Source organism: Myxococcus sp. CA033, assembly GCF_013336625.1.
GTDB classification, from domain to species: Bacteria; Myxococcota; Myxococcia; order Myxococcales; family Myxococcaceae; genus Myxococcus; species Myxococcus llanfairpwllgwyngyllgogerychwyrndrobwllllantysiliogogogochensis.
The window spans coordinates 1-20146 of record NZ_JABUMU010000019.1 but is presented as its reverse complement, the minus strand read 5'-3'; the positions used below and the strand labels follow the sequence as shown (position 1 = coordinate 20146).

General features: G+C 67.1%; 15 protein-coding genes. 7 read left to right on the top strand and 8 right to left on the bottom strand.

From position 1 onward, the window contains the following. Window positions 1-13 precede the first annotated feature (13 nt). Window positions 14-202 carry a hypothetical protein gene (locus HUA78_RS32625; RefSeq protein WP_174477915.1) on the top strand — a complete coding sequence of 63 codons (189 nt, stop codon included), beginning with the start codon at window positions 14-16 and terminating at the stop codon, window positions 200-202. A 235-nt stretch (window positions 203-437) separates the two neighbouring features. Here the strand turns inward: HUA78_RS32625 and HUA78_RS32620 are convergent, their stop codons facing one another. From HUA78_RS32620 to HUA78_RS32610, 3 genes are all read right to left on the bottom strand, one after another. Next, window positions 438-1001 carry a peptidoglycan-binding protein gene (locus HUA78_RS32620; protein ID WP_174457843.1) on the bottom strand — a complete coding sequence of 188 codons (564 nt, stop codon included), beginning with the start codon at window positions 999-1001 and terminating at the stop codon, window positions 438-440. Between the two features lie 560 nt (window positions 1002-1561). Next, window positions 1562-2140 (bottom strand): hypothetical protein, encoded by a 579-nt coding sequence (locus HUA78_RS32615; RefSeq protein ID WP_174477914.1) that lies wholly within the window; start codon window positions 2138-2140, stop codon window positions 1562-1564. Between the two features lie 69 nt (window positions 2141-2209). Then, window positions 2210-2644 carry a hypothetical protein gene (locus HUA78_RS32610; protein WP_141640780.1) on the bottom strand — a complete coding sequence of 145 codons (435 nt, stop codon included), beginning with the start codon at window positions 2642-2644 and terminating at the stop codon, window positions 2210-2212. A 351-nt stretch (window positions 2645-2995) separates the two neighbouring features. Between HUA78_RS32610 and HUA78_RS32605 the strand changes: the two genes are divergently transcribed. Continuing rightward, on the top strand, window positions 2996-5362 hold the full coding sequence (locus tag HUA78_RS32605; protein ID WP_174457981.1) for a hypothetical protein: 2367 nt from the start codon (window positions 2996-2998) through the stop codon (window positions 5360-5362). Window positions 5363-5421: 59 nt separating this feature from the next. Here HUA78_RS32605 and HUA78_RS32600 read toward each other — a convergent pair whose 3' ends face one another. The 3 genes from HUA78_RS32600 to HUA78_RS32590 all read right to left on the bottom strand — a co-directional run bounded on the left by HUA78_RS32600 (window position 5422) and on the right by HUA78_RS32590 (window position 8946). Continuing rightward, complete coding sequence (locus tag HUA78_RS32600; RefSeq protein ID WP_174457980.1) at window positions 5422-6750, bottom strand: carboxypeptidase-like regulatory domain-containing protein; 1329 nt, start codon at window positions 6748-6750, stop codon at window positions 5422-5424. Between the two features lie 479 nt (window positions 6751-7229). Then, the gene (locus tag HUA78_RS32595) at window positions 7230-8447 is read right to left on the bottom strand and encodes an RICIN domain-containing protein (protein WP_174457979.1); all 1218 of its coding nucleotides are present in this window, start codon (window positions 8445-8447) and stop codon (window positions 7230-7232) included. Between the two features lie 106 nt (window positions 8448-8553). Next, window positions 8554-8946, bottom strand: coding sequence for a hypothetical protein (locus tag HUA78_RS32590; RefSeq protein WP_217442678.1), 393 nt, complete (start codon window positions 8944-8946; stop codon window positions 8554-8556). Window positions 8947-9353: 407 nt separating this feature from the next. On the opposite strand from HUA78_RS32590, the gene HUA78_RS32585 reads away from it, so the two are divergent. Next, window positions 9354-10082 carry a leucine-rich repeat domain-containing protein gene (locus HUA78_RS32585; protein ID WP_174457977.1) on the top strand — a complete coding sequence of 243 codons (729 nt, stop codon included), beginning with the start codon at window positions 9354-9356 and terminating at the stop codon, window positions 10080-10082. 97 nt (window positions 10083-10179) lie between these two features. Then, entirely contained in the window at window positions 10180-12099 is a 1920-nt protein-coding gene (locus HUA78_RS32580; RefSeq protein WP_174477912.1) for a hypothetical protein, read from the top strand. A 36-nt stretch (window positions 12100-12135) separates the two neighbouring features. Here the strand turns inward: HUA78_RS32580 and HUA78_RS32575 are convergent, their stop codons facing one another. Beyond that, window positions 12136-12387 carry a hypothetical protein gene (locus tag HUA78_RS32575; RefSeq protein WP_254624016.1) on the bottom strand — a complete coding sequence of 84 codons (252 nt, stop codon included), beginning with the start codon at window positions 12385-12387 and terminating at the stop codon, window positions 12136-12138. Between the two features lie 822 nt (window positions 12388-13209). Between HUA78_RS32575 and HUA78_RS32570 the strand changes: the two genes are divergently transcribed. Beyond that, window positions 13210-14595: a metallophosphoesterase gene (locus tag HUA78_RS32570; protein ID WP_174467041.1), complete on the top strand. Its 1386-nt coding sequence runs from the start codon at window positions 13210-13212 to the stop codon at window positions 14593-14595. Between the two features lie 134 nt (window positions 14596-14729). Then, entirely contained in the window at window positions 14730-16022 is a 1293-nt protein-coding gene (locus HUA78_RS32565) for a hypothetical protein (RefSeq protein ID WP_174467042.1), read from the top strand. A 31-nt stretch (window positions 16023-16053) separates the two neighbouring features. On the opposite strand, the gene HUA78_RS32560 is transcribed toward HUA78_RS32565, so the two are convergent. Further along, entirely contained in the window at window positions 16054-19455 is a 3402-nt protein-coding gene (locus HUA78_RS32560; protein WP_174467043.1) for a hypothetical protein, read from the bottom strand. 66 nt (window positions 19456-19521) lie between these two features. On the opposite strand from HUA78_RS32560, the gene HUA78_RS46000 reads away from it, so the two are divergent. Beyond that, entirely contained in the window at window positions 19522-19665 is a 144-nt protein-coding gene (locus HUA78_RS46000; RefSeq protein ID WP_217442677.1) for a hypothetical protein, read from the top strand. The last annotated feature ends 481 nt before the right edge of the window (window positions 19666-20146 follow it).

Genomic DNA, 20146 nt, shown 5'->3' with positions numbered 1-20146 from the left:
GGAGCGCCCAGCCATGAGCACCCGACCCTCGAAGAAGCCCACCCTCAAGAAGGAGACGCTGCGCACGCTCGAATCGGCGGAGCTCCCGCAGCTGGATGGCGCGGTGGGCGGCGCGACGCCCGCCCTCGAAATCATCGACATCGACAACAGCCCCTCGAAGACGGTGCAGCCCACCGTGGGGACGCGCACCCGCACGCTGTGAGTCATTGAATCCGACGCCAACGCCGCTTCGTCACCGGGGTTGTCGTTGGAGACAGCAGATACATTCGCGCAAGCCATTGAACGGCGAGCCGCGAAGGTATTCCGGCGGGCAGCTCTCGGGCTGCCCGCTGTGATGACAGTGCAAGGACTGACCTGTCATCCCGCACAACCACGCCCCGGGGAGATTGGCATCCAGGGCCATCTCAACATCCTTGAGCGCGGCAGCTTGAGTGGAACTACCTCTGAATGTGGAGGTGGGGACCGCCCCAGACCGCCTGTCCCCTCGGGCGTGTCCGTTCGTCGCGCACGGTGTAGCCCTGCGCCCGGGCATCGGCCATGAAGGCTTCGAGGCGCGCCGCCGGGACGCCGCGGGTGCGCACGTCGATGGCCCGCCCCTGGTAGTGCATCGAACCGGGGTTGTGCCTTCCTCCCGTGGTCGAGGTGACGGTGAGGCCGTGCCGTTCCGCGAGCCGAGCCATCCCCTCGAACGCCCGTCCAGTCGTCGGCTGGGTGGTCGTGGCGCGGGTCGTCTTCGGCGAGAAGCTTGAAAGGCCGTTGAGGGCCTCGAAGGTTCGCCGCCCCACCACGCCGTCCACCTTGAGCCCCATCGAGCGCTGGAAGTCGCGAACGGCCTTCTCCGTGGCGCGGCCGAGCTTCCCGTCTGTCTTTCCGGGATTGAATCCCGCGGAGCGCAACCGGTCCTGCAAGGCCCCAACGGTTTCGTTCGACGCGCCCTTGCGGAGCGACCCACTCGTATAGCCGAGCACGCTCGACCGGTCCGCCGCTCGGGCCGAAGCCATCGAGCCTGACCGTGAGAAGCTGCTCTCGGCGGAGTATCCCTTCACGCTCGCCCGGTCCGCCGCTCGAGCCGAAGCCATCGAACCCGACTTCGAGTTCGGGGAACGACTCTCGGCGGAATATCCGCTCACGCTCGCCCGGTCCGCCGCGCGAGCCGAAGCCATCGAACCTGACTTCGAGTTCGAGGCGCGGCTGTCGCCGGAATACCCACTCACGCTCGCCCGGTCCGCCGCGCGCCCGGCGGCCATGCTTCCCGAGCTGCTCCGAGATGAACCCGTTCCACTCACGGACATGAAGTACCCCAATGCGGGAGGAGGTCAGCGGGGAGGCATGCCACCTGCTGTCTCTCTATTCTCCGACCCCCGATGACGAAGTTGCCGCCGAATCGGACTTGCCTCGTTGCGCCTGGAAGTGGCGTCTGTCCACTGCCTCGGCGACCAAAGCCATCCAAAAAAATCTGACTTCTCGTGAACTCACGCCCACGAAAAAGCCCCGGGTCCCATGCCGTGAGCATGGAACACCGGGGCGGTGACACGGGAGCCTCGAGGGCTCCCAGCGAGGACTACTGACCGCCGCGCAGCAGCTGCGACTGCGCGAAGGCGGCGAGCTGCTGGGCGTTGAACTTGCCCTGCGCGATGTCGCCCACGGTGGTGGCCGCATTGCGGACCGTCTCCACGGTGTCCGCCAGCTTGCCCACGTTCTGCGCCTGGCCGAGCATGCTGCTCACGCCCGCCAGCGGGCCACCGGCCACCATGGACAGCCCGTTGTCGATGAACTTGTCGGCGAACGGCTTCGCCAGCTGGCCAATGCCGAACGGCAGGGAGTCCAGCGCCTTGCCGACGATGTCCTTGAGAGGACCGGTGATGGCGCTGAGGCCCTTCTCGAGCAGACCGGAGATCTTCCCGAGCGCCTCGGAGACCTTGCCGACGGCGTCGCTGAGCCCCTTGGCCAACCCACCCAGGCTACTGGCCAGTCCGCCCAGGCCCCCCAATGCCTTGCCGAGCCCACCCAGTGCGTTGCTGATGCTGTTCGCGGCCTTGCTCGCCGCGTCGGCGGCCTTGCTCGCCGCGTTGCTCGCGGAGTTGCTCGCGCTGTTCGCACCGCTGCTACCACCCGCGCCACTGGAGCCGCCGACGGACATGGGATTTCCTCGTGAAATGTAGGTTTGCCTGATTATCGGGGACTACCCGGCGGAGTTGCGTCCGGCCCCTCAAAGGCGATCAGGCCCCCGGGGCAGGTTCTTGAGGAGGGCCTGGCTGGTGGCCTCGTCGACCTCGACCCGCGTCTGGTTCTCGTCGCCCCGCAGGGAGGGCTTGTTCTGGGAGGCGGCCTGGGTCGCCTCGAAGCCCGTGGAGTAGGAGGCCGGTGGGCCCAGGCCCAGCTCCCCTCGCGCCGCGCTCTTGAAGAACTCCCCCACCTCCTGGATGGAGGGTGGATCATACCCGGCGGCCCGCAGCGCCTCGTCCGGGACGACCTGCAGCACCGGCTCCTTCTCCGGGTGCTGGGCATAGTCGAGCACCAGCTCCACGTAGGCGGCCAGCTCCATGCCCACCGATTTGGCGATGCGCTGGGTGTCTGGGTCCGCGAGCAGCTCGGCGCGGACATTCTCCACGGGACGCGTGAGGCGGGGCTTCTGCTCGGACATGTCGGACCGGCTCCCTGAGCGGTGAAGTGCGGCCCTGGAGGTTAACCGGACCTGGAAGCAGGCTCCAATCTCTCGATAATTCCAGGGCTTACGCACCCTGGCCCTGGCCCCCGGCGCAATGCGTCTCATGAAAAGAAGCCCCGGCGTCTGCCCTGTCTCCGAGACGACAAAGAATGGCGTCTGCCATCCGCCGTCGCGCCAGGAGTGTCCGCAGGCCAACACTCCTCACGCCCTCCGGGGCACACCCTCAGTGAAGTGTAAAATATAAGGAACTCGGGGATTTCTGGCGCCCTCCCGGGCCTCCGTCATCCCCCGTTCCAGACAGTCATTCACTGCCGAGGGAGCCATTCCATGCACCATGTCTTGAAGTCCGCTGTCTGCCTTACCGCCCTGCTGGCGGCGCCCGCTTGGGCGTTCAAGCCAGAAGCGCCTTCCGCGCCGGGTTCGCTGGCGAGCCAGGCCTTCTTCAAGCCCGAGCTCACCATCCCCAGCGGACAGGTGCCGCTCGAGGAGGCGCTGCCGAAGCTGAGCCGCTCGGGCGCCAGCGCGTGGGATGACTTCTTCGCGCGCAACGGCCGCGGCTTCCAGGTCTACGTCGATGCCCAGACGGGCACGGCCGCGAACCTCATGGGCTCGGTCCCCCTCATCCCCGGCACCGGTGCGGGCAACAAGCTCACGCTGGACTCCGTCCGCAACCAATTGGGTCGCGCCGTCGCGCGGGTGGACGCGGCCGTCGTCGGGGACCTGGTCCTCCAGTTCATCGAGGCCAACCAGGCCGCGATTGGCGTGGACGTGCTCCAGTTGGGAGAGCCCCGCGTCGAGCAGGTCGCCGAGCACCTGTGGCAGGTCTCCATCCCCCAGCAGCTCAAGGGCATCCCGGTCCGCTACGGACGCATGGCGGCCACCATCAGCCACGGCAACCTGGTGCTGCTGGGCACCGAGTCCTGGGCCAACGTGGACATCTCTCCCCTGCCCCTGCTGGCCGCGGACCAGGCCATGGTCGCGGGCTACGAGCGCTTCGGCCTCTACGAGAGCCCCTCCACGCTCTGGAAGGCCCCCACGCTGGAAATCGTCCCCGTGGCCCGCCAGGGCGCGGGCTTCGGCGCGGCCTACGGACACCAGCTGGTGTGGAGCTACGGCTTCCAGCAGCCCGGTGAGCACGAGCGCTGGAAGGTCACGGTGGATGCCACCCGCGGCGAGGTGCTGTCGCTCGAGGACGACAACCACTACTTCGACCAGACCATCAAGGGCGGCGCCTATCTGTTGACCAACACGGACACCTGCACCGCGACGGCGACGTGCGGGGTGAGCTTCGCCAACACGCCCATGCCGTGGGCCGACACCGGCTTCCCGGGGCCGGACGACTACACGGACAGCGCGGGCGTCTTCAACTACACGACGGGCACCACCACCACCACCCTCAACGGCAAGTACATCCGCATCCAGGACAACTGCGGCCCCGTCACCGCCTCCGCCCCGGGCACCATCGACCTGGGCGGCGTCACCGGGCAGCACGACTGCACCACGCCGGGCTTCTCCGCTGGCAACACCTCCGCGTCGCGCAGCTCCTTCTACGAGCTGAACCGGATTGCCCAGATTGCCCGAGGCTGGCTGCCCACCAACGTGTGGCTCAACGGCCAGCTCACCTCCAACATGAACATCGTCAGCACCTGCAACGCGTTCTGGACGGGGTCCACGGTCAACTTCTTCCGCAGCGGCGGCGGGTGCCGGAACACGGGCGAAATCGCCGCCGTGTTCGACCACGAGTGGGGCCATGGCATGGACGACAACGACGTCGCCGGCACGCTGAGCAACTCCAGCGAGGCCTACGCGGACATCGCGGCCATCTACCGCCTGCCGACCTCGTGCGTGGGCCACGGCTTCTTCCAGACCGTCGACCAGGGCTGTGGCATGACGCCGGACGGCACGGGCTACAACGTGAACGAGGCGCAGACAGGAGCGCCCTGGTGCGCCAGCCGCTGCTCGGGCGTGCGTGACGCGGACTGGGCGGCCCAGGTGCCCAACACGCCCGCCACGCCGCAGAACTTCGTCTGTGGTCGGTGCGGCGGCGGTGGTGGACCCTGCGGCAGGCAGGTCCACTGCGCGGCCTCTCCCGTCCGTCAGGCGGCATGGGACCTCGTCGCCCGCGACTTGCGCGCGGCCCCCTTCAGCTACGACGCGAACACGGCCAACACGATGGGCAACAAGCTGTTCTACCAGGGCAGCGGCAACATCGGCATCTGGCACGCCTGTGACTGTACGCTCGGCACGTCGAGCGGCTGTGGCGCCACCAACGGCTACATGCAGTGGCTGGCGGCGGACGACGACAACGGCAGCCTCATCGACGGCACTCCGCACATGACGGCCATCTACGCCGCCTTCGCTCGCCACAACATCGCCTGCTCCGCGCCGGCCCGCATCAACGCGGGTTGCGTGGGCGGCCCCACGGCGGCGCCCGCGCTCACCGTGACGCCGGGCGTTGGCCAGGCGAACCTGTCCTGGAGCGCGGTGGCCGGAGCCACCGAGTACTGGGTGATGAAGTCGGACGGCTTCGCCGCGTGCAACTACGGCAAGGCGAAGGTCGCCACCGTCACTGGCACCACGTACACGGACACGGAGGTGATGGCGGGACGCTCGCACTGCTACTCCATCGTCCCGGCCAGCAGCAACGCCTGCTACGCGCCCGCGAGCACCTGCACCTGTACGACGCCGACCTGATTCAATCGGTGAGTCCCGGCGCGGCCCACTCGGGGCCGCGCCGGGGTTTCAGGCCCGGCCTACGGGTTGTAGACGAACGTCACCGTGGAGTTGCACGGCTGGGTGTTGTTCACGATGTCCGTCAGGGTGATGTCGCCGAAGGGGGTGACGGTCGACTTGGGGAAGCCCGTGCCGCCCCAGGGCGCGCCCGAGTTGAACTGGGTGAAGCCGCCCGTCGGCGTGTAGATGGGATAGGTGGACGGGTCCGTCGGGTTGGGGTTGGAGAAGATGGTCATGTTGGCGGCGCAGTCCGCGGGCGCACCGAGCGGGAACTCGACGCCGACTTCCTGGTCCACGTTCGGACGGTTGTTGTAGAGGACGACGAACGGGATGGCCGGCGTCACCGTGTCCGTGAAGGGGACGAAGGTGTTGCCCGCGTTCTGCATCGCGAGGTTGAGCTTGATGTCGTAGCAGTACGCGGGGAAGCCCACGAACTCGACGATGGTGCAGGCGGGGTTGGTGAACTCCAGGTCGATGTTCCAGGTGCCGAGGCCGCCGTTGGAGGGGACGACCGAGCTGGGCGTGGACGCCGGCCCGCCGATGAGCGTGAAGGTGCTGCCAGCGCTGTTCGGGCGGAAGTTGGCGCGCTGCTCCACCCAGCGGTTGATGGTCGCGTCGAAGCGCCACCCAGCCGCGCGGCAGGTGCCGTTGAGCACACAGGGAGGCATGCGGCCTCCGGCGGCCTGCGGAACGCGGAGGGTGACCTCGGCGGTCCGGTCCTTGCCGAGGTTCACCGGCTGGCCGTCGAGCGTCGTCGCGCCGATGAAGAAGGCGCCCACGGACTCGAGCGCGACCTGCCTGCCGCCCTGGTTCACCGCCGTGAAGTCACCTGGCATGCCGCGCGGGTTGTAGGTGGCGGCGGAGACGAGCACCGTGCCCGTCACCGGCTGGCCCGCGGCGTTGAACAGGGAGCCCGCGGGGATGACCACGGACAGGTCACCGGCCTCGATGGTGATGGCCTGCGTCGCGCTGAACTGCCGGATGGGCGCGCGCGGCAGGACGTGGGTGTTGTTGAGCAGGCCCGCGCTCAAGTAGTCGGTCATCGGCGCGAAGCCCGACTTGCTCACGCTGATGATGTAGCCCGTCGTGCTGTTGACGGACACGAAGTACTTGCCGGCCGTGTCGGTGGTCCGGTTGATGCCATTGATGACCACCGTGGCGCCGGCAATCGGCTGACCGCTGGGGTCGAGCACGGTGCCGGTGAAGGTCGCCAGGCCCTGCGACACCGTCCCCTCGAGGACCTCCTCGGGAGCTGTCTCCGTGGGACCTACCGCGGGACCGTCGAGGCACCCGAACGAAAGCACCGCGGGAGCCAGGACTGAGAGACACCACTTCTTCATCGTCGTCATGACAGGTTCTCCTCGGCTGCGTTTGCTGCGGCCAGAGCCAGGACTGGCGCCGACCGGCACGGCGAGGACACGGTAGTGAAACCGTGAAGAACCACACACTGCGGGTATGCCCAAAAGGACAAGCAAGTGTCGGGCGGCTGACAATTCATCGTGGATTGCCCGTACAACCGAGACTTGATGGCGCAGGGCGGCAATGCGGAAGAGCAGGTCATCGCCCCATGCGAACCGTCATCCGCGACCTCGCGTGACGCCACCTAAAAACGGAAACGGGCCGGAGAGCGGGCACCTTCGCCGGGCGCACCATCGTTTTCGAGGGCGCCGTCGGCATCCGCGTACCCGGCGATGACTACGGGTAAATCATCGATTCGTCGCGCGGCCTGCTCATCCTGAACGAGCTCTAGCCAGACATCCGGGGAGGCGCGGCCAGGAATGGACCTGTGCAGGCGGAGAGCGAAGGCGGGCAGCAAGCCGCCCCTCGCTCACGGCTCATCCTCGACAGGGCGCTCGGGGGTCAGCTTCCACAGCTGCCCCGAGTCATTGCAGCTTGTCTTGGCGAGGATGGGGATGTTGTTGGCCCTGCTGTCATTGACGATGTCGAGCGACAGCGCGTCGCCCTGCGCCTGGGTCGTCAGCCTGTAGATGCCGTTGGGCTCCGGAGTCAGCTTCCATCGCTGCTCCGGAACAGCCGCCGATTTGACGAGGAGGGGGCGATTGCCGGCGGTGTTGGCCAGGGACAGGCTGGTCCCACGCCACTGGGTCGTCAGTCGGTAGAAGCCGTTGGCCTCCGGAGTCAGTTTCCACAGCTGCCCCGTGTATCTGGCCGTCGTGGCGAGGATGGGGGTGTTGTTGGCCTTGCCGTCCCCGATGATGTCCAGCGACATGCCATCGCCCTGCCACAGGGTCGTCAACCGGTAGTAGCAGCGGGCATCGACGGGGGCGGACACCGGCGGAGGAGTGGAGGTCGTGGGCGGGGTGGGTGCCGTGGTCGTGGGCAGTTGCCACACCTGCTGGAGCAGCGCGAGCATGCCCGGGTCGTGCCTGGCCAAGTCTTCCCGTGTGAAGGGATAGAAGTCGTTGCGTCCGAAGAGCGCCTCCGAGGTCTCCGCGAAGTACTCCCAATCGTCGTTCATGGCATAGGCACGCTCGAACGTGATGGGTACCTCGGGCCCACGCCAGCGCTCCACGCAGTCGTAGCTCTTGTTTTCCCTCGCGCGCGCAAAGGCCGCCTCGATGCCGGCGTGCTCGCCGAGCACATGGTCGTGATAGGCATGGCTGAGCTCGTGGAGCACGAATATGGGCATCCGCCGGGTTTCCTTCTCGAAGATGAGGACGTTCGTGAACTCGATGCTCTTCAGCATCGTCAGGCTGCGACCACTCCGGCGCAGCAAGACATCGCCCGCATGGTACCGAGCCGCCTCCGGCTCGTTGGGATAGGGCGGCGACAGCCACAGCGTCACCTTGCGGAGCTGAGCCACGGGGCCCGCGGGGACAATCCGGATGACCTCCTTGAGCTGCGCCGCCAGGAGCACCAGCGCCTTTTCCGTCAGGGGCTTGTTCGCCCCTGCCATCAGGCGGTCATCGATGCGAACCGTCCAGCCCTCGACGGTCTGGGTTTGATAGGTGGGGAAGGGGCTGGCCGCGGAGGCGACGCAAGCGAATGCCAGGGCTGCCGGGAGGAGCCATTTTGGAGAGGGCATGCCTCATCCTACTCTCCGTGTGGCTGGCGGCGCCTACCCTCCACGCTGGCGACTCCAGGAGCGGCTGCTCGACGAACGAAGAGACTCCGTCGCACCGAGGACGGAGTCAGGGGCGTGGAGCGCTCGGGCGGCACAGGACCAGCCCCACGTCATCCGGGAGCGCGCCGCTCGCGAGTCGAGGCAGCGCGGCCAGCGCGAGCACCGCGGCGTTCGCGTCGGAGAGGCTCACCTGCGCCTGGATGCGCCGGAGGTCGGCGTACTTGAACAAGGCGTCCGACGCGCCGAGGAGGACGCCACCTCGCCACGCGAGTTCGAAGGTGACGGGCCGCGCCTGCCCGCTGCCGAGCAGGGGCTTGCGGTGTTGATGCTCCGTCAGCGCGGTCGATTCGCCGCCCTGGAACAGCCACAGCTCCGAGTCCCCCACGCTGGCCCCCACCACGCGCCGTGGGGTGACACAGGCGACCACGGCGGTGGTTTCCCCTCCCTGTCCCGAGGCCATCCGCTCCGCGTCGCACCGCCCCAGCACCTCGCGCCAGGTCTCCGCGCGCTTTTCACGTCGGCCCCGGCCTCCACGGCGTCCTGGACGCCACGCAGCACGGCCTCCGCGGCCTCGGCGCCACGTCGTGAGTTCCCCGCCCCATCCGCCACCACGAGCACCGTCGCGTCCCCTCGTGTCAGGACACTCACACGGTCCGCACCCGTCTTGCCCGCCGGTTCCACATGCCACGCCGTTTCGAAATCGCTCATGTGTCGCGTTCCTGGACGAGCTTCTCATGCCATCAACCGCGCAGTGGCGGGTACTTCGCGACACGTTTGCCTTCCAGAATCCACGTCGGGTGGTCAACTCAGCCGGGTCAACCGAGCCGGCACCTTCCCTGACGCAGGGGCGGTAGTCGAGGTGCACGCGTGTTCGAGGGTACGCTCGCGCGAATGAATGCACCCGGTTCCGAACAGGAAATCATACAGCTCTTGAAGAGCTCCGAGCCGGCGCAGGTACGGCAGGCGCTCGGCCTGCTTCCCGAGTTCCCCGTGCTGTCGCCGCTGCTTGAGCTGTTCGACTCCATCTGGCGGATGACCTACGCCAATGCCGAAGAGCCGGAGGTGACGAGGGTTGCGCGGAGTGGCTTGGAGTACCGAATCGCGCTGATGAATGAGCAGGAGGACCTGGTGCCCTCGCCCCTGGCGGCGATTGAGGCCGTGGAGCAGCTCGACCTGGGTGGATTCCCGAAGGCCTCTCTTTCTCCAGAACTGGCGCGCTACACCCATCTTCGGAGGCTCGACCTCTGGGAGAACGGCCTGGAGGAGTTGCCTGACGAGGTCTTTTCGCTGCGGAGCCTGGAAGTGCTTTATGTCTCGGACCCACTCCGCAGACTCTCACCGAAAATCGGCAACCTCACGAACCTCCGACAGTTGAGACTGGCTGGCAACGCCCTGGAAGCCTTGCCCGAAACCCTCACCCAGTTGAAACGACTGGAGTTGCTCGAACTGGACAGCAACTGCCTGGGACGGTCGCCCGATTTTCTGCTGGAGTTGCCATCCCTGCGGGAGGTGCGCCTGAGCTGGGACGAATCGGAACCGTTCAACGAACAGATTCTGAAGGAGTGGGACAAACGAGGCGTGCGCTACCTGTTCTGAGTCAGCGAGGAGGCACGCCCTGTTGTCAGCCCACATGGGCAGGTTTCGAGCTTCCATGAATTGACGCGGAGTCCCCAGGGCATGGTGGAATGAGCTCATGCCCTCCGTCAAACACACCCGCTCCCGCAGTGCATCCCGATGCGAGGCGGCGAGGTGGCTCTTCGCCGTGGGGCTGCTGGTCGTCCTCGCTGCCTGTAGTGACTCCGGCCCGCCGGTGTCTCCGCCGTCCGAGGAGAAGGAGATCCCCCTCCCTCCGCCCCCCTCGGTGGATCCCGTCCCGGAGGCCGTCGCCTATCCGGAGTCCCTGCTCTGCCCGGAGCCCCCTGGCACCGATGCCCGGTGCGGCACGCCCTACGTCCCAGCGAACGCGCTCACCGAGGAGGAGCTGGCGGCGCGCTATTCGGCGGGGCTCAACGCCTGGCGCTACGAGGGCACGCGAGGCGCGTGTGCTGGCTGCCACAGCCCGGACGCCATCGAGCTGGCGCGCGTGGGCTACACGGACGCGGACCTCCGCCGCCGAGCGGTGACACACGTCGACGAGGCCCGGGCCAGCGCCATCATCGAGCTGGTCCGGGTGGTGCGGCAGCGACACGGGATGACGCGCCTGCTCCATCCGGCGCGCTTCCGGCCGCTCCAGCCCGCCTATGAGCCCTTCGCCGCCCGGACGCCGGGCCTCCCCGTTCACGACTCGGCCGCGCAGAGCGAGCGCGACGAGGCCTTCATGGACCACCTCGTGGGTGACCGGCAGCTGCTGTGGGCTACCGGGCGCATCGACTCGCTGGCCAAGGCACGGCAGGCCTATGACGAGCTGCACGCCATCGACCTGCGCCACCTGCGGCTGGGGCTGCCCTTCGACCATCTCGCCGAGGATGGCTTCCATGGAAACGAGCACCGCTCCGTCTTCGAGTGGTTCCCCGACCTCGCCTCGAGCCCTCGCGCCGCCGCGCGTGAGGAGTGGTATCAGCGGGTGGACGCCTACCTGAGCCAGCCCACGGACCAGAACCTCTGGGGCTACTACGACGCCGCGAAGGACCTGACGGAGTGCAATCCGGACCTGGGCGGCGCGCGCCTGGAGGACTACCCCCGCGCCTGCGAGTGGATGCGGTTGAAGTACCGCTCCCTCCAGGTGTTCCAGCACATGCTGCGGCACGGCACCCACCGCCACCCAGACTTCCTGGTGGATGTGGATTCGAGCGGCGGGACGCCCCGAATCCCCGACCACCTGGAGAAGGTCATCGCCCGCAATCCCATCTGGGAGACCGGAGACCACCTGCGCATCCAGCCGCTGGCCCGCCCCGCGCAGACGGCCTGCAACGCCACCAACCATCCCTGCACGTTGCTGCCGCCCATCATCGACCAGACCATCCACGACACGCCGTCCTACACCGAGGCTCGAATCAAGCAGAGCCAGGTCTTCCAGCAGACGTGGTTCGTGATGTCCTTCCTCAGGGACCCCGCGCTGCTCTACGAGGGAGACAGCTTCGCCACCTTCATCGGTGACTACCTGGAGTCGGTGCTGCTGCCCTTCTATGACGTCCACCACGCCTTCGTCTTCGCGAAGATGGCGGTGGAGAAGTCATCCGCCCAGGGGTGGATGGAGGCGGGGGGCTTCCGGGCCGGGACGGGGAAGCTGGCCAGCGTGCGCACCTTCAGCTTCAAGCAATTGCGCGACAACTTCAGCCCGCCGCCCTCGGGCAATCGCAGACGTCCGGTCCATGACCGGATGTTCGCGAACTTCGCCCGGATGTTCATCTATCTCGTGGAGGAGGACCTGACGCGGACGGGTGAGATTTTCGACCGCACCGAGGTGCTCTACGCCGTCCGCTTCATGCGGACCTGGATCCTCAGGCTGGAGGGCGCGGAGGACGCGGACATCAACGCGCGGGTGAGGTCCATCGAGGCGCTGGCCGCGGCGGCCCGGGAGCTGCGCACCGAGGCCAATCGCCGGGAGAATCCCGGCACGGGCCTGCAACCCAACAACCGCTGGGGTGATTTCACCGCGCCCTATGGCGGGTGAGGCCACGCCTTCACGTGAAACGGCGCGCGTCGGAATTCAGAACAGGAAGTCCGTGGTCAGGAGGTCTGACTCGCGCCGGGTCAGGAGGGATTGGACCCGGGTGGTGTTGTCGGGTGTCGTCTTCGCGGCGACCGGCATGCGGATGGAGAACACGTGCAGCGCGTCGGCGACAGCCAAGGTGCCCTCTGCGGAGTCCTTGTGCCCATTGAAGGGAACGGTGTCGGGGCCGCGCTGGCACTGGCAGTTGAGGTTGATGCGGCCGACTTGGTGTGCCCAGAGGGGCGGCACGGCCTCTCCACCTGCTTGGCGCTCAGCCAGGGGCCCCGTCAGCCACCTTCTTCAGCCCCTCTCCACATCTCACCCCGGCGGTGCTGGAAATGAAGCGCATCGGCTGCCCCCTCACGCGACATCTACATTGACGCTCACCGGCGGCGGCCTCAGGCGAGGAGGAGGCACCATCTGCGGGGGCGGCAATCGTGGGCAGCTGAGAGAGTCGTCAGCGCCCTCCGAGGCTGGACTGGGCCAGGTTGCTCCGCAGAACGTTCGCAGTAGATGTCTTCTCGTGCCCAAGGTGCGGAGGCCAGCGAAGTGTGCTGGCGTACCTCGCCCAGCGTCATCCGCCGCATTCTTCGCGACCGTCACCTGCCCGAGCTGCCCACACACTCTAGGCACATTCCAGGAGACCATCGCAGCAGGCGCTGTGGGAGTGACGCACGGCTGAGGGATGCACTCTGGCGGAGCCCAATGCGACCGGTCGCCTGCGCAGAGGAGGGGGTGCCTGGAGCGCGCCTACTCGGGGCCCTCCAGCACCGTCCCATGCGTGTCGTGCGGCCCTCCTGGACGACCACCTACCCCGGCCCTCGCCCGTAACAGGGCTCCTATGCCGCCTATGGTCCACGGAGACGATGCACACCTCCCCGGGGAGGTGCATCGTGGGCACGATCTGCGTGACGAAGGCGGCATTGTCCGCCGTGCTCGCGGCGAGGCTGACGCCTAGCGAAATCATGGTTTAAATAGGATTTCGAGTCATGAGGGCTTCAAAGCCCAGGTGAGCGGCGCAACCAAGGGTTTGCTAAGGACTGTGTCCGTGGGTCACAGGAGGGAGGTCTCATGCGTACTGTCATCCTGAGCGATTTGCACCTGGGCAACGGGGGGCGCTACGACATCTTCGCGGGAGGAGAGGAATTGGCGGCCCTGCTGCAATCCCTGACCTCCACCCCGACGAGGGTCGTGCTCAACGGCGACACGTTCGACTTCCTCCTCGATGAGGAGCCCCTCCAGCTCGACGTGTCCCGGGCGGTACGCCAGGCCTCGGCGCTGGTGAGGCACCCGCAGACCTCAAGGGTAATGACCGCGTTGGGCAAGGTGCTCCTGAAGGGTGGCGAGGCCATCGTTACGGTGGGCAACCACGACCTGGAACTGGCGCTGCCCCAGGTGCAGCAGGTCCTCCGCGAGGCGCTCCAGCAGCCGGACGGGGGCTCGCGGAAGCTGACCTTCCAGGTGGGGACAGAGCCCTTGCTGCTCACCGTGGGCGGCGCTCGCGTCCTGGTCGTGCACGGCGAGCAGGATGACGACTTCAACCGGGTGGACCACGCCAAGCTACTCGCCCGCACCTGCGACCCGAGCACACCCTTTCGTTATCCCCCGGGTTCATTGCTGGTGAAGGAGCTACTCAACCCGCTCAAAGCCCAGGAGCGGATGCGCTATATGGATCTGCTCAAGCCCGATGTCGAAGGGGCCGTCCTCACCGCCCTGGGCGCCAATCCTGCGGCGGTGAAGACCGTGCTGAAGCCGGCCGCCCTCAAGATTGTTGTGGGCCTGCTCAGGAACCGCGGACTGCGCGCGGCCTATTCGAACGACGGGGAACTGGCCGACGAATGGGCTGGCCTGGGAGCCCGCCTGGAGGAAGCCGAGCTGACGCCCCCCGAGACCCAGGCGCTCGCCGAGGCCCTGGAGGCGACCGGGCCCGCGTCCTTCGATGGAGACGACGTGCTTGAGGACGCGCGGCGGAAGCTCATGCGCGCGGGGTTGACATGCTACGCGCGACTCCATCGCAGGATGGTGGGGTATCAGGGCGTGGCCTACTTCGACCTGGAGCCCGACTCCGGTGAGGTGGAGCGCGCCGGACGGTTGGCGCGGCGACATGGAGGCGCCCAGGCGGTGGTGATGGGGCATACGCACTCCGCGCGCTGGAAGGCCGAGCCCGGGTTCGTCTTCGCCAACACCGGGACCTGGATCTGGCTACTGCGGACGCCCGCACCAGACGCGAGTGCTGCCGACTGGCGGGATTTCCTGCTGGAACTCCAGGACAACCCCTCGTTGGAGCCCACGAGGCTGCGGCATGCCCACCCGCAGGGGCGCTTCACCTATGTTTCCGTGGAGCCACTCGAAGCAAGTGGGGCGACGATGCGTCTCGTTCAATGGGAGCAGGGAGCCGCCCTTCCTCCGCTCCAGGAGGCAACCTTGCTCGTTCCAGGCTCGGCGGGGAACCCGTGACCCGAAGGAATCGAGTCCCATTTCGATTGCTGCTCGCGGGGCCCGAGAAGGGATCCGAGATCCATCTTGAGCTGAACGAACGGGAGCTAGCGCTGCTGCCCGGGGTCGAGTCACGCCGCAAGAATCTGGGCGGAATGCTGGGTGACCCCGGAGGGGACCAGAACCTGCTGTCGGCGCAGCGCTGGGGGCTGGTGCTTCCCCAGGGGCAGGACATGGCGCCCATCCTCCAGGAGTTGGAGCCGCTCCTGAATCTGCGGGCGCGACAGCAGGGCGCGAACGTAAGGTGCTATGTCGTGCCCGTGGGACTGGACGGTGTGCAGGCCCACGACTGGTGTGAGCGGAACTACGGGCACGACGGCACTGCCGAATACGAACGTCCCCGCTATCTCTTGATGCTGGGCGGGTTCGAGGGGTTGTCGCTCGCGTTGCAGCAAGCTCTCTCCACGCGCGCGTATGTGGGGCGACTGGCCTTCGAACAGGTGGAGGACTACGGCCACTACGCGCGCAAGGTCTGCCAGTGGGCTCAGCGCGAGGGGGCGGCTGAGGCCGAGGTGCTCCTCTTCTCGGCGAAGGATGGAACGTCCGAGACCCGGCTCGGTCACCTGGAACTCGTGGAACCCTGTCACCAACACCTGCGCCAGGCGGTGGACGCTAGGCGACTCTCCCTGGCGGAGCTGCGCGGGCCGGATACTCTGGGGTATGGGCCCGAGGACTTCCTCGATGCGACCCACACGACCCGCCCTGCGGTGCTCCTCTCCATGAGCCATGGCCTGGGCGCGTCCGCAGGCGGATGGGAATCCGCGCAAGCGCAGCAGGCGCTCCAGGGCGCAATGCGCTTCTCCGCCCGGCGTCGGATCTGCGGCGAGGACGTCCAGGACCGTTCCTTCCTCCCAGGAGGCTTCTGGCTCTACTTCGCCTGCTTCGGAGCGGGGATGCCCGCCGTGAGCCCGTACCTTTCCTGGTTGGAGCAGCTGCGGAGCATGGACACCGAAAAGGACATGGTGGACCGAGTACTGCGAAACCTGAACGGGCCCGCGCCGCGCCCCTTCATGGCGGCGCTACCGCAGAAGGCGCTCGCCAACCCGAAGGGCCCCCTGGGCGTCATCGCGCACGTCGACCTAGCATGGGACTCTAGCTTCCGGGCCGCGTCGCCCTCGAACGCTGGTAGCCCCTCCAGGGCTTCGCGCTTCTCCACGCCGCTCATGGACCTTGCCAGGGGACGCCGCGTAGGCATCGCGGCACGACAATTAACCTCCGAGTGCGCCAACATCGAGCCAGTTCTGGTCGACCTGCACGAAGCGAGGGACCAAGGCCGCGACGTGGACCACATGGAGATGGCGGACCTCACTCTCATGCGCCAGGACCTGCGCGCATTCATCCTGCTGGGGGATCCTGCGGCGCGACTGCCCCTAGAGCCGGACGTCTGAGGGGCCTTCGGCCGGTGAAACGCGGGAGCCTTCACGCTGGAATGGGCGCGGGGGCTTCCTTCTGGAGCACGGGCTCCATGGGCGCCTGCGCGAAGCGCAGTCCCGGCAACACGAAGGGGATGTAAACCAGTCCCAGCGGACTGCCCTCCTGCAGCAGGGCACGGCGCGCGTCCCGGACCGCGCGCCCGATGGTCGCCCCGGCAAAGAGTCGTTGGAGACAGTGCTCGGCGAAAGGGCGCGCAGTCGCCTCAAGGATGGTGATCTCCGTGCCAAGCACGCCCGAGGCCTGGGCATTCTCGATAAAGCCCGAGACCAGGTTCAGCGCGACCTCAGGCTCTAGCGCCGTGGTGTGACAGCCATTGATGAAGACGAGTGGACGCGATTGCTTCCACTCGATGGAATAGGCCACCAGGTTATCCCGGCTGATGCCGGGGCCGCTGCTGGGGCCTACCTGGATGTAGGGGAACCGATCCCGGGGGTCGATTCCCCCGTGGCAGTAGAAATAGACGAGGTGAGGCTGGGTGGCGCGGAGCAGATCCAGCACGTCGTCGCGCGTGTCGCGGAGGACCCAGTCGGCCTGGATGGTGTCGCACAACTTGCGGACATGGGCTTGGCGTAGGATGAGCCGCGCGTCCGTGGAGAGCCCCACCGCGACATGCCTGGGGGAGGCGTAGGGAATGGCCGTCGGAGGCTCACGCACGCTGGGAGTGGAGAGCGTCAGCCCCAACTCGTGGCGGAAGCCCCAGAAGCCACTGGGGCAGATGGTTTGGGTGGGCTTGCGCTGGCTTGCGTGACGGCAGCTGGAGATGAAGCAGTCGGTCTGCTCCAGCGGGCGTTGCACCTCCAAGGCGGAGAGGAAGTCCGGGCAGAGCGTGAACCGTTCCTGGGCATGGGCTGTGTCGATGTTGTAGTCGTAGACAAGCGCCAGCGGGAAGACGGCCTGGGGTGACTCCTTAAGCGCCAGTTGCAGGCTGTGGGGGTGCAGGAACGACCTCCGGAACTCCTCACGCTTGTCACTGGAGAGCCGGCCCACCAGCACTGAGAAGAAACGCCAGCCAGTCTTCGCGAGCTCGACGAGGTCTCTGCGTAGGCGCTCAGGGTCCAAGCCGTCGCCATAGCGACACGGGGCCTGACCATTCCAGGGACGGGGGTGACCCCAGGTGGCTTCGGCGAGCCGGTCGCGTCCCTGCTCTACCAGCCCCTTGAGCTCCGCAGTGTCGAAGGTGAGGGGCTCCTTGATGTCGTCACCAAAGATGAAGAGGTGGCTTGTGTCCTCGGTGCCGTTAAGGATGAGCGTCAGCTCCGGAGACGGCAGCTGCTCCAGGAGTGCGGGCTCCAAGGTGCGCGAATACACGAAGTCCTGGGTGGCGCGCAGGGCGATCTGCTGCACGGGGCTTCCCTCCCCGACCTCCGCGTGGATCAGCCAGGACTGGAGCAGGGTGTTCTGGTGGAGGATGTTGCAACGCAGCCGGTGCAGGCCTCGCTGCGAGGGCGTCCTCACGGGGAAGAAGAGCCGGGAGGGCGCCGAACCCTCCAGGGCAGGCGATGAGGATTGCTCGACGACCGCCTGTCCGCTGGAGTTCAGGCGCAGCCGTCCCACATCGTGGCCCGCTTCCGCCTCCAGTTCATCCTCGAAGCCGAAGAGCACCACAGTGATGACCGCGCCTTGGGGAATAGGCTCCGTGGCCAGCGGCAGCCGCGCGGCGGTGATTGAGTGATTCAGGGGACGGCCCACCTCGAACCAAAAGAGGTAGTCCGTCGCGGGATGTAACGGCACGTCTCGCGGCAACTCCTGATCTGGCGACTGGCGCTCACTGAAGCCGAGGTTGATCACCGGCTCGGGAGGCGTGTCCTGGTCGGGAGGTGCGTCGTCCAGAAGGTGCATCATCTGGCGCATCAGCGCAGCCCGCTCCTGTGGGGAGAGGGGCTTCAACTCCTCCAGGATCTTGGTATCGGTTTGGGGCGGGGAGCGCGTGCTCTGGATGCCAGGGTCGCGCGGGTTCGACCCTTGGAGAGAGATCTCCGGGAACAGATCCGCTGACACCATAGACCGGAGGGCGAAGCGAGGAACCATCGAGGTGAGTAACTCGAAGGTGCGCCCACGATCCTCGGGCGACTGCATCTCGCTCAAAGCGTTGACAGATCGGGCGCGCAGCATATCCCGTTCTCCCCGCGACCGTGCCATGCGGGACAACGTGCCCAACGTGAGTGCCCGCTCCCTTGCATCCGGAGAGTCGCTCATGGCCGCGACTACACGGGCTCGCTGCGCTGGCTTCAGGCTGCGCGACAGCTGGGCGAGTCCTTCCCAGCGCTCCTGGTCAGGCCACTCGCGGGAGCGTTCGAACAGCAACAGCCACCAGGACGATTGATCCCAGGTGGGTGTTCGCTTCAGGAGCGAAACGAGCACCTTCAGCGGTGGTAGTGCGGCCTCTCTAGTGACCAACCGCCAAGTCGCCCGAAAGTGGTCGTCCGACAGGTAGGGAGGGAGAGCTTCGAGGATCTGCTCACGGTCCTGCTGGGTGGTCTCAGTCAGCCGCACAAAGGCCTGTTCGAGCAGCGAATCGCGTCGCTGTCGCGGAAGGCTCCAGGCGAGCGCCATCTGGATGGGGATCCAGAGCCGGTCGTCCTTTGCCGTGCTGAGGGTGACCTCCAGGGACTGCTCCGCCTGTGACGCAGGCAGGGTGGAGGCCAGCCAAGCCAATGCCGAGGCCCGCTCGCCCGGAGGCGGGGTATCGCTCGACGTCGGTTCACTTAGCTCTTGGAGTGCCCATACGAAGTCCTCGAACCCGGAAGGCGTGTCCTGGCGCATCGTCCGGGCCCAGGCGGTGACAGCCCTGTTTCGGGAAGGCGAGGGTGGAAGAGAGGCAAGCAGGGGACGAACTCTTGGACGAAGGGGCTCCGACAGCCCCCTGACCAGCTCCGCCAGCTCCAACTTCGCTAGAGAGGCCCTCACGTCGGTGGGGGTCTGCTCCGCGACGATGAAGGCCTGATCCAGGAAAGGGGGCTGGTGCCGCTTTGGAAGTTCCCGTGCGATCCCCATCAGGAAGTCCACACGGCGCGCGAACTCCTGACGACCGTGGATGCGCCCGAAGGAGTCGTCCCATTGAACAGGCGCCAGCAAGGGATGCAGCTTGCGGAGCGTGTCCCGCCGCGACTTCGCAAGCCCGGGTGGCTCACTCCGCTTGAGGACCACGTCCACGAGCGGAAGCAGGACGCCGCCAGGCACCCAGGACGTCAGCTCACGGGTAGCCCGGAGTTGGAATGCCCGGTCCTGAAGCCGCCTGACGAACTGGACGACGCCGCGTTGCTCCTCTGCCGCCATGCTGGGCAGTAGCTGGAGCATGAACCGGAAGCGTTCGCGCTCGGCGTAGGAACCCGAGGCCTTGTACTGACGCAAGGTCTCGACCATGGGGTGGGTGCTGAGGCTCGTCATGGGGAATCCACGCGACTGGAGACGGTAGCAGAGGATTCACCCCCGATCTGCTCAAGTCCCCGTCATATGAGCGTGTTCTTCTTCTGCTCCTTCGCGGGGAGGCCGTCCACACTGGAGCCGGAGGCCACGGCGTCCGGGACGGGCGCGCTGGCTCCATCCAATCTTCGCGCCGTCGCTCACCGTCACATCTGGGCTCCCACGCCGATGTAGGCGTTGCGGCCCACGCGCGGGATGCTCCGAGCGAGGACGTTGAGGACATGCGGAGGGCAGCAGGAGCGACGAAGCAGCGGCATGCCCCTGCTGAGGGGCCGCGTGCCGGCGGCACAAGAAAGCCCTCGGTGACTCCCCCCGCTGAGCCAGCACTTCGCGAGAGCCGGCCCGGTCGGGACCTGCGCCTCGTGGCTGCCCGCTCCCCATCTGCGGCTGGCGTACTCCTTGCCGTCCAGGTGAGCGCTCCCGAGCCAGAGCCCTCAGACGAGAAGACCACCTCACAGGAAGAAACGCCGCCTGAGGCCTGCCCGCCTTCTTGGACCTCCGAACCGCCGTGAACTTGGGCCCCTTGTACGGTGAGCGTCAAGGTAGATGTCGCGTGAGAGGGTTCAGCCGATGCGCTTCAACTCCTGCACGGCCGGGGTGAGGTTCGGAGAGGGGCCGAGACGGACGGGGCCTGCTGGCGTCCAGTTGCGAGTGT

Bases quoted from the DNA above. Each gene is read 5' to 3' on its own strand.
- HUA78_RS32625 (WP_174477915.1), top strand. From the start codon at position 14: ATGAGCACCCGACCCTCGAAGAAGCCCACCCTCAAGAAGGAGACGCTG.
- HUA78_RS32620 (WP_174457843.1), bottom strand. From the start codon at position 1,001: ATGGCTTCGGCCCGAGCGGCGGACCGGTCGAGCGTGCTCGGCTATACG.
- HUA78_RS32615 (WP_174477914.1), bottom strand. From the start codon at position 2,140: ATGTCCGTCGGCGGCTCCAGTGGCGCGGGTGGTAGCAGCGGTGCGAAC.
- HUA78_RS32610 (WP_141640780.1), bottom strand. From the start codon at position 2,644: ATGTCCGAGCAGAAGCCCCGCCTCACGCGTCCCGTGGAGAATGTCCGC.
- HUA78_RS32605 (WP_174457981.1), top strand. From the start codon at position 2,996: ATGCACCATGTCTTGAAGTCCGCTGTCTGCCTTACCGCCCTGCTGGCG.
- HUA78_RS32600 (WP_174457980.1), bottom strand. From the start codon at position 6,750: ATGACGACGATGAAGAAGTGGTGTCTCTCAGTCCTGGCTCCCGCGGTG.
- HUA78_RS32595 (WP_174457979.1), bottom strand. From the start codon at position 8,447: ATGCCCTCTCCAAAATGGCTCCTCCCGGCAGCCCTGGCATTCGCTTGC.
- HUA78_RS32590 (WP_217442678.1), bottom strand. From the start codon at position 8,946: ATGGCCTCGGGACAGGGAGGGGAAACCACCGCCGTGGTCGCCTGTGTC.
- HUA78_RS32580 (WP_174477912.1), top strand. From the start codon at position 10,180: ATGCCCTCCGTCAAACACACCCGCTCCCGCAGTGCATCCCGATGCGAG.
- HUA78_RS32570 (WP_174467041.1), top strand. From the start codon at position 13,210: ATGCGTACTGTCATCCTGAGCGATTTGCACCTGGGCAACGGGGGGCGC.
- HUA78_RS32565 (WP_174467042.1), top strand. From the start codon at position 14,730: ATGCTGGGTGACCCCGGAGGGGACCAGAACCTGCTGTCGGCGCAGCGC.
- HUA78_RS32560 (WP_174467043.1), bottom strand. From the start codon at position 19,455: ATGACGAGCCTCAGCACCCACCCCATGGTCGAGACCTTGCGTCAGTAC.
- HUA78_RS46000 (WP_217442677.1), top strand. From the start codon at position 19,522: ATGAGCGTGTTCTTCTTCTGCTCCTTCGCGGGGAGGCCGTCCACACTG.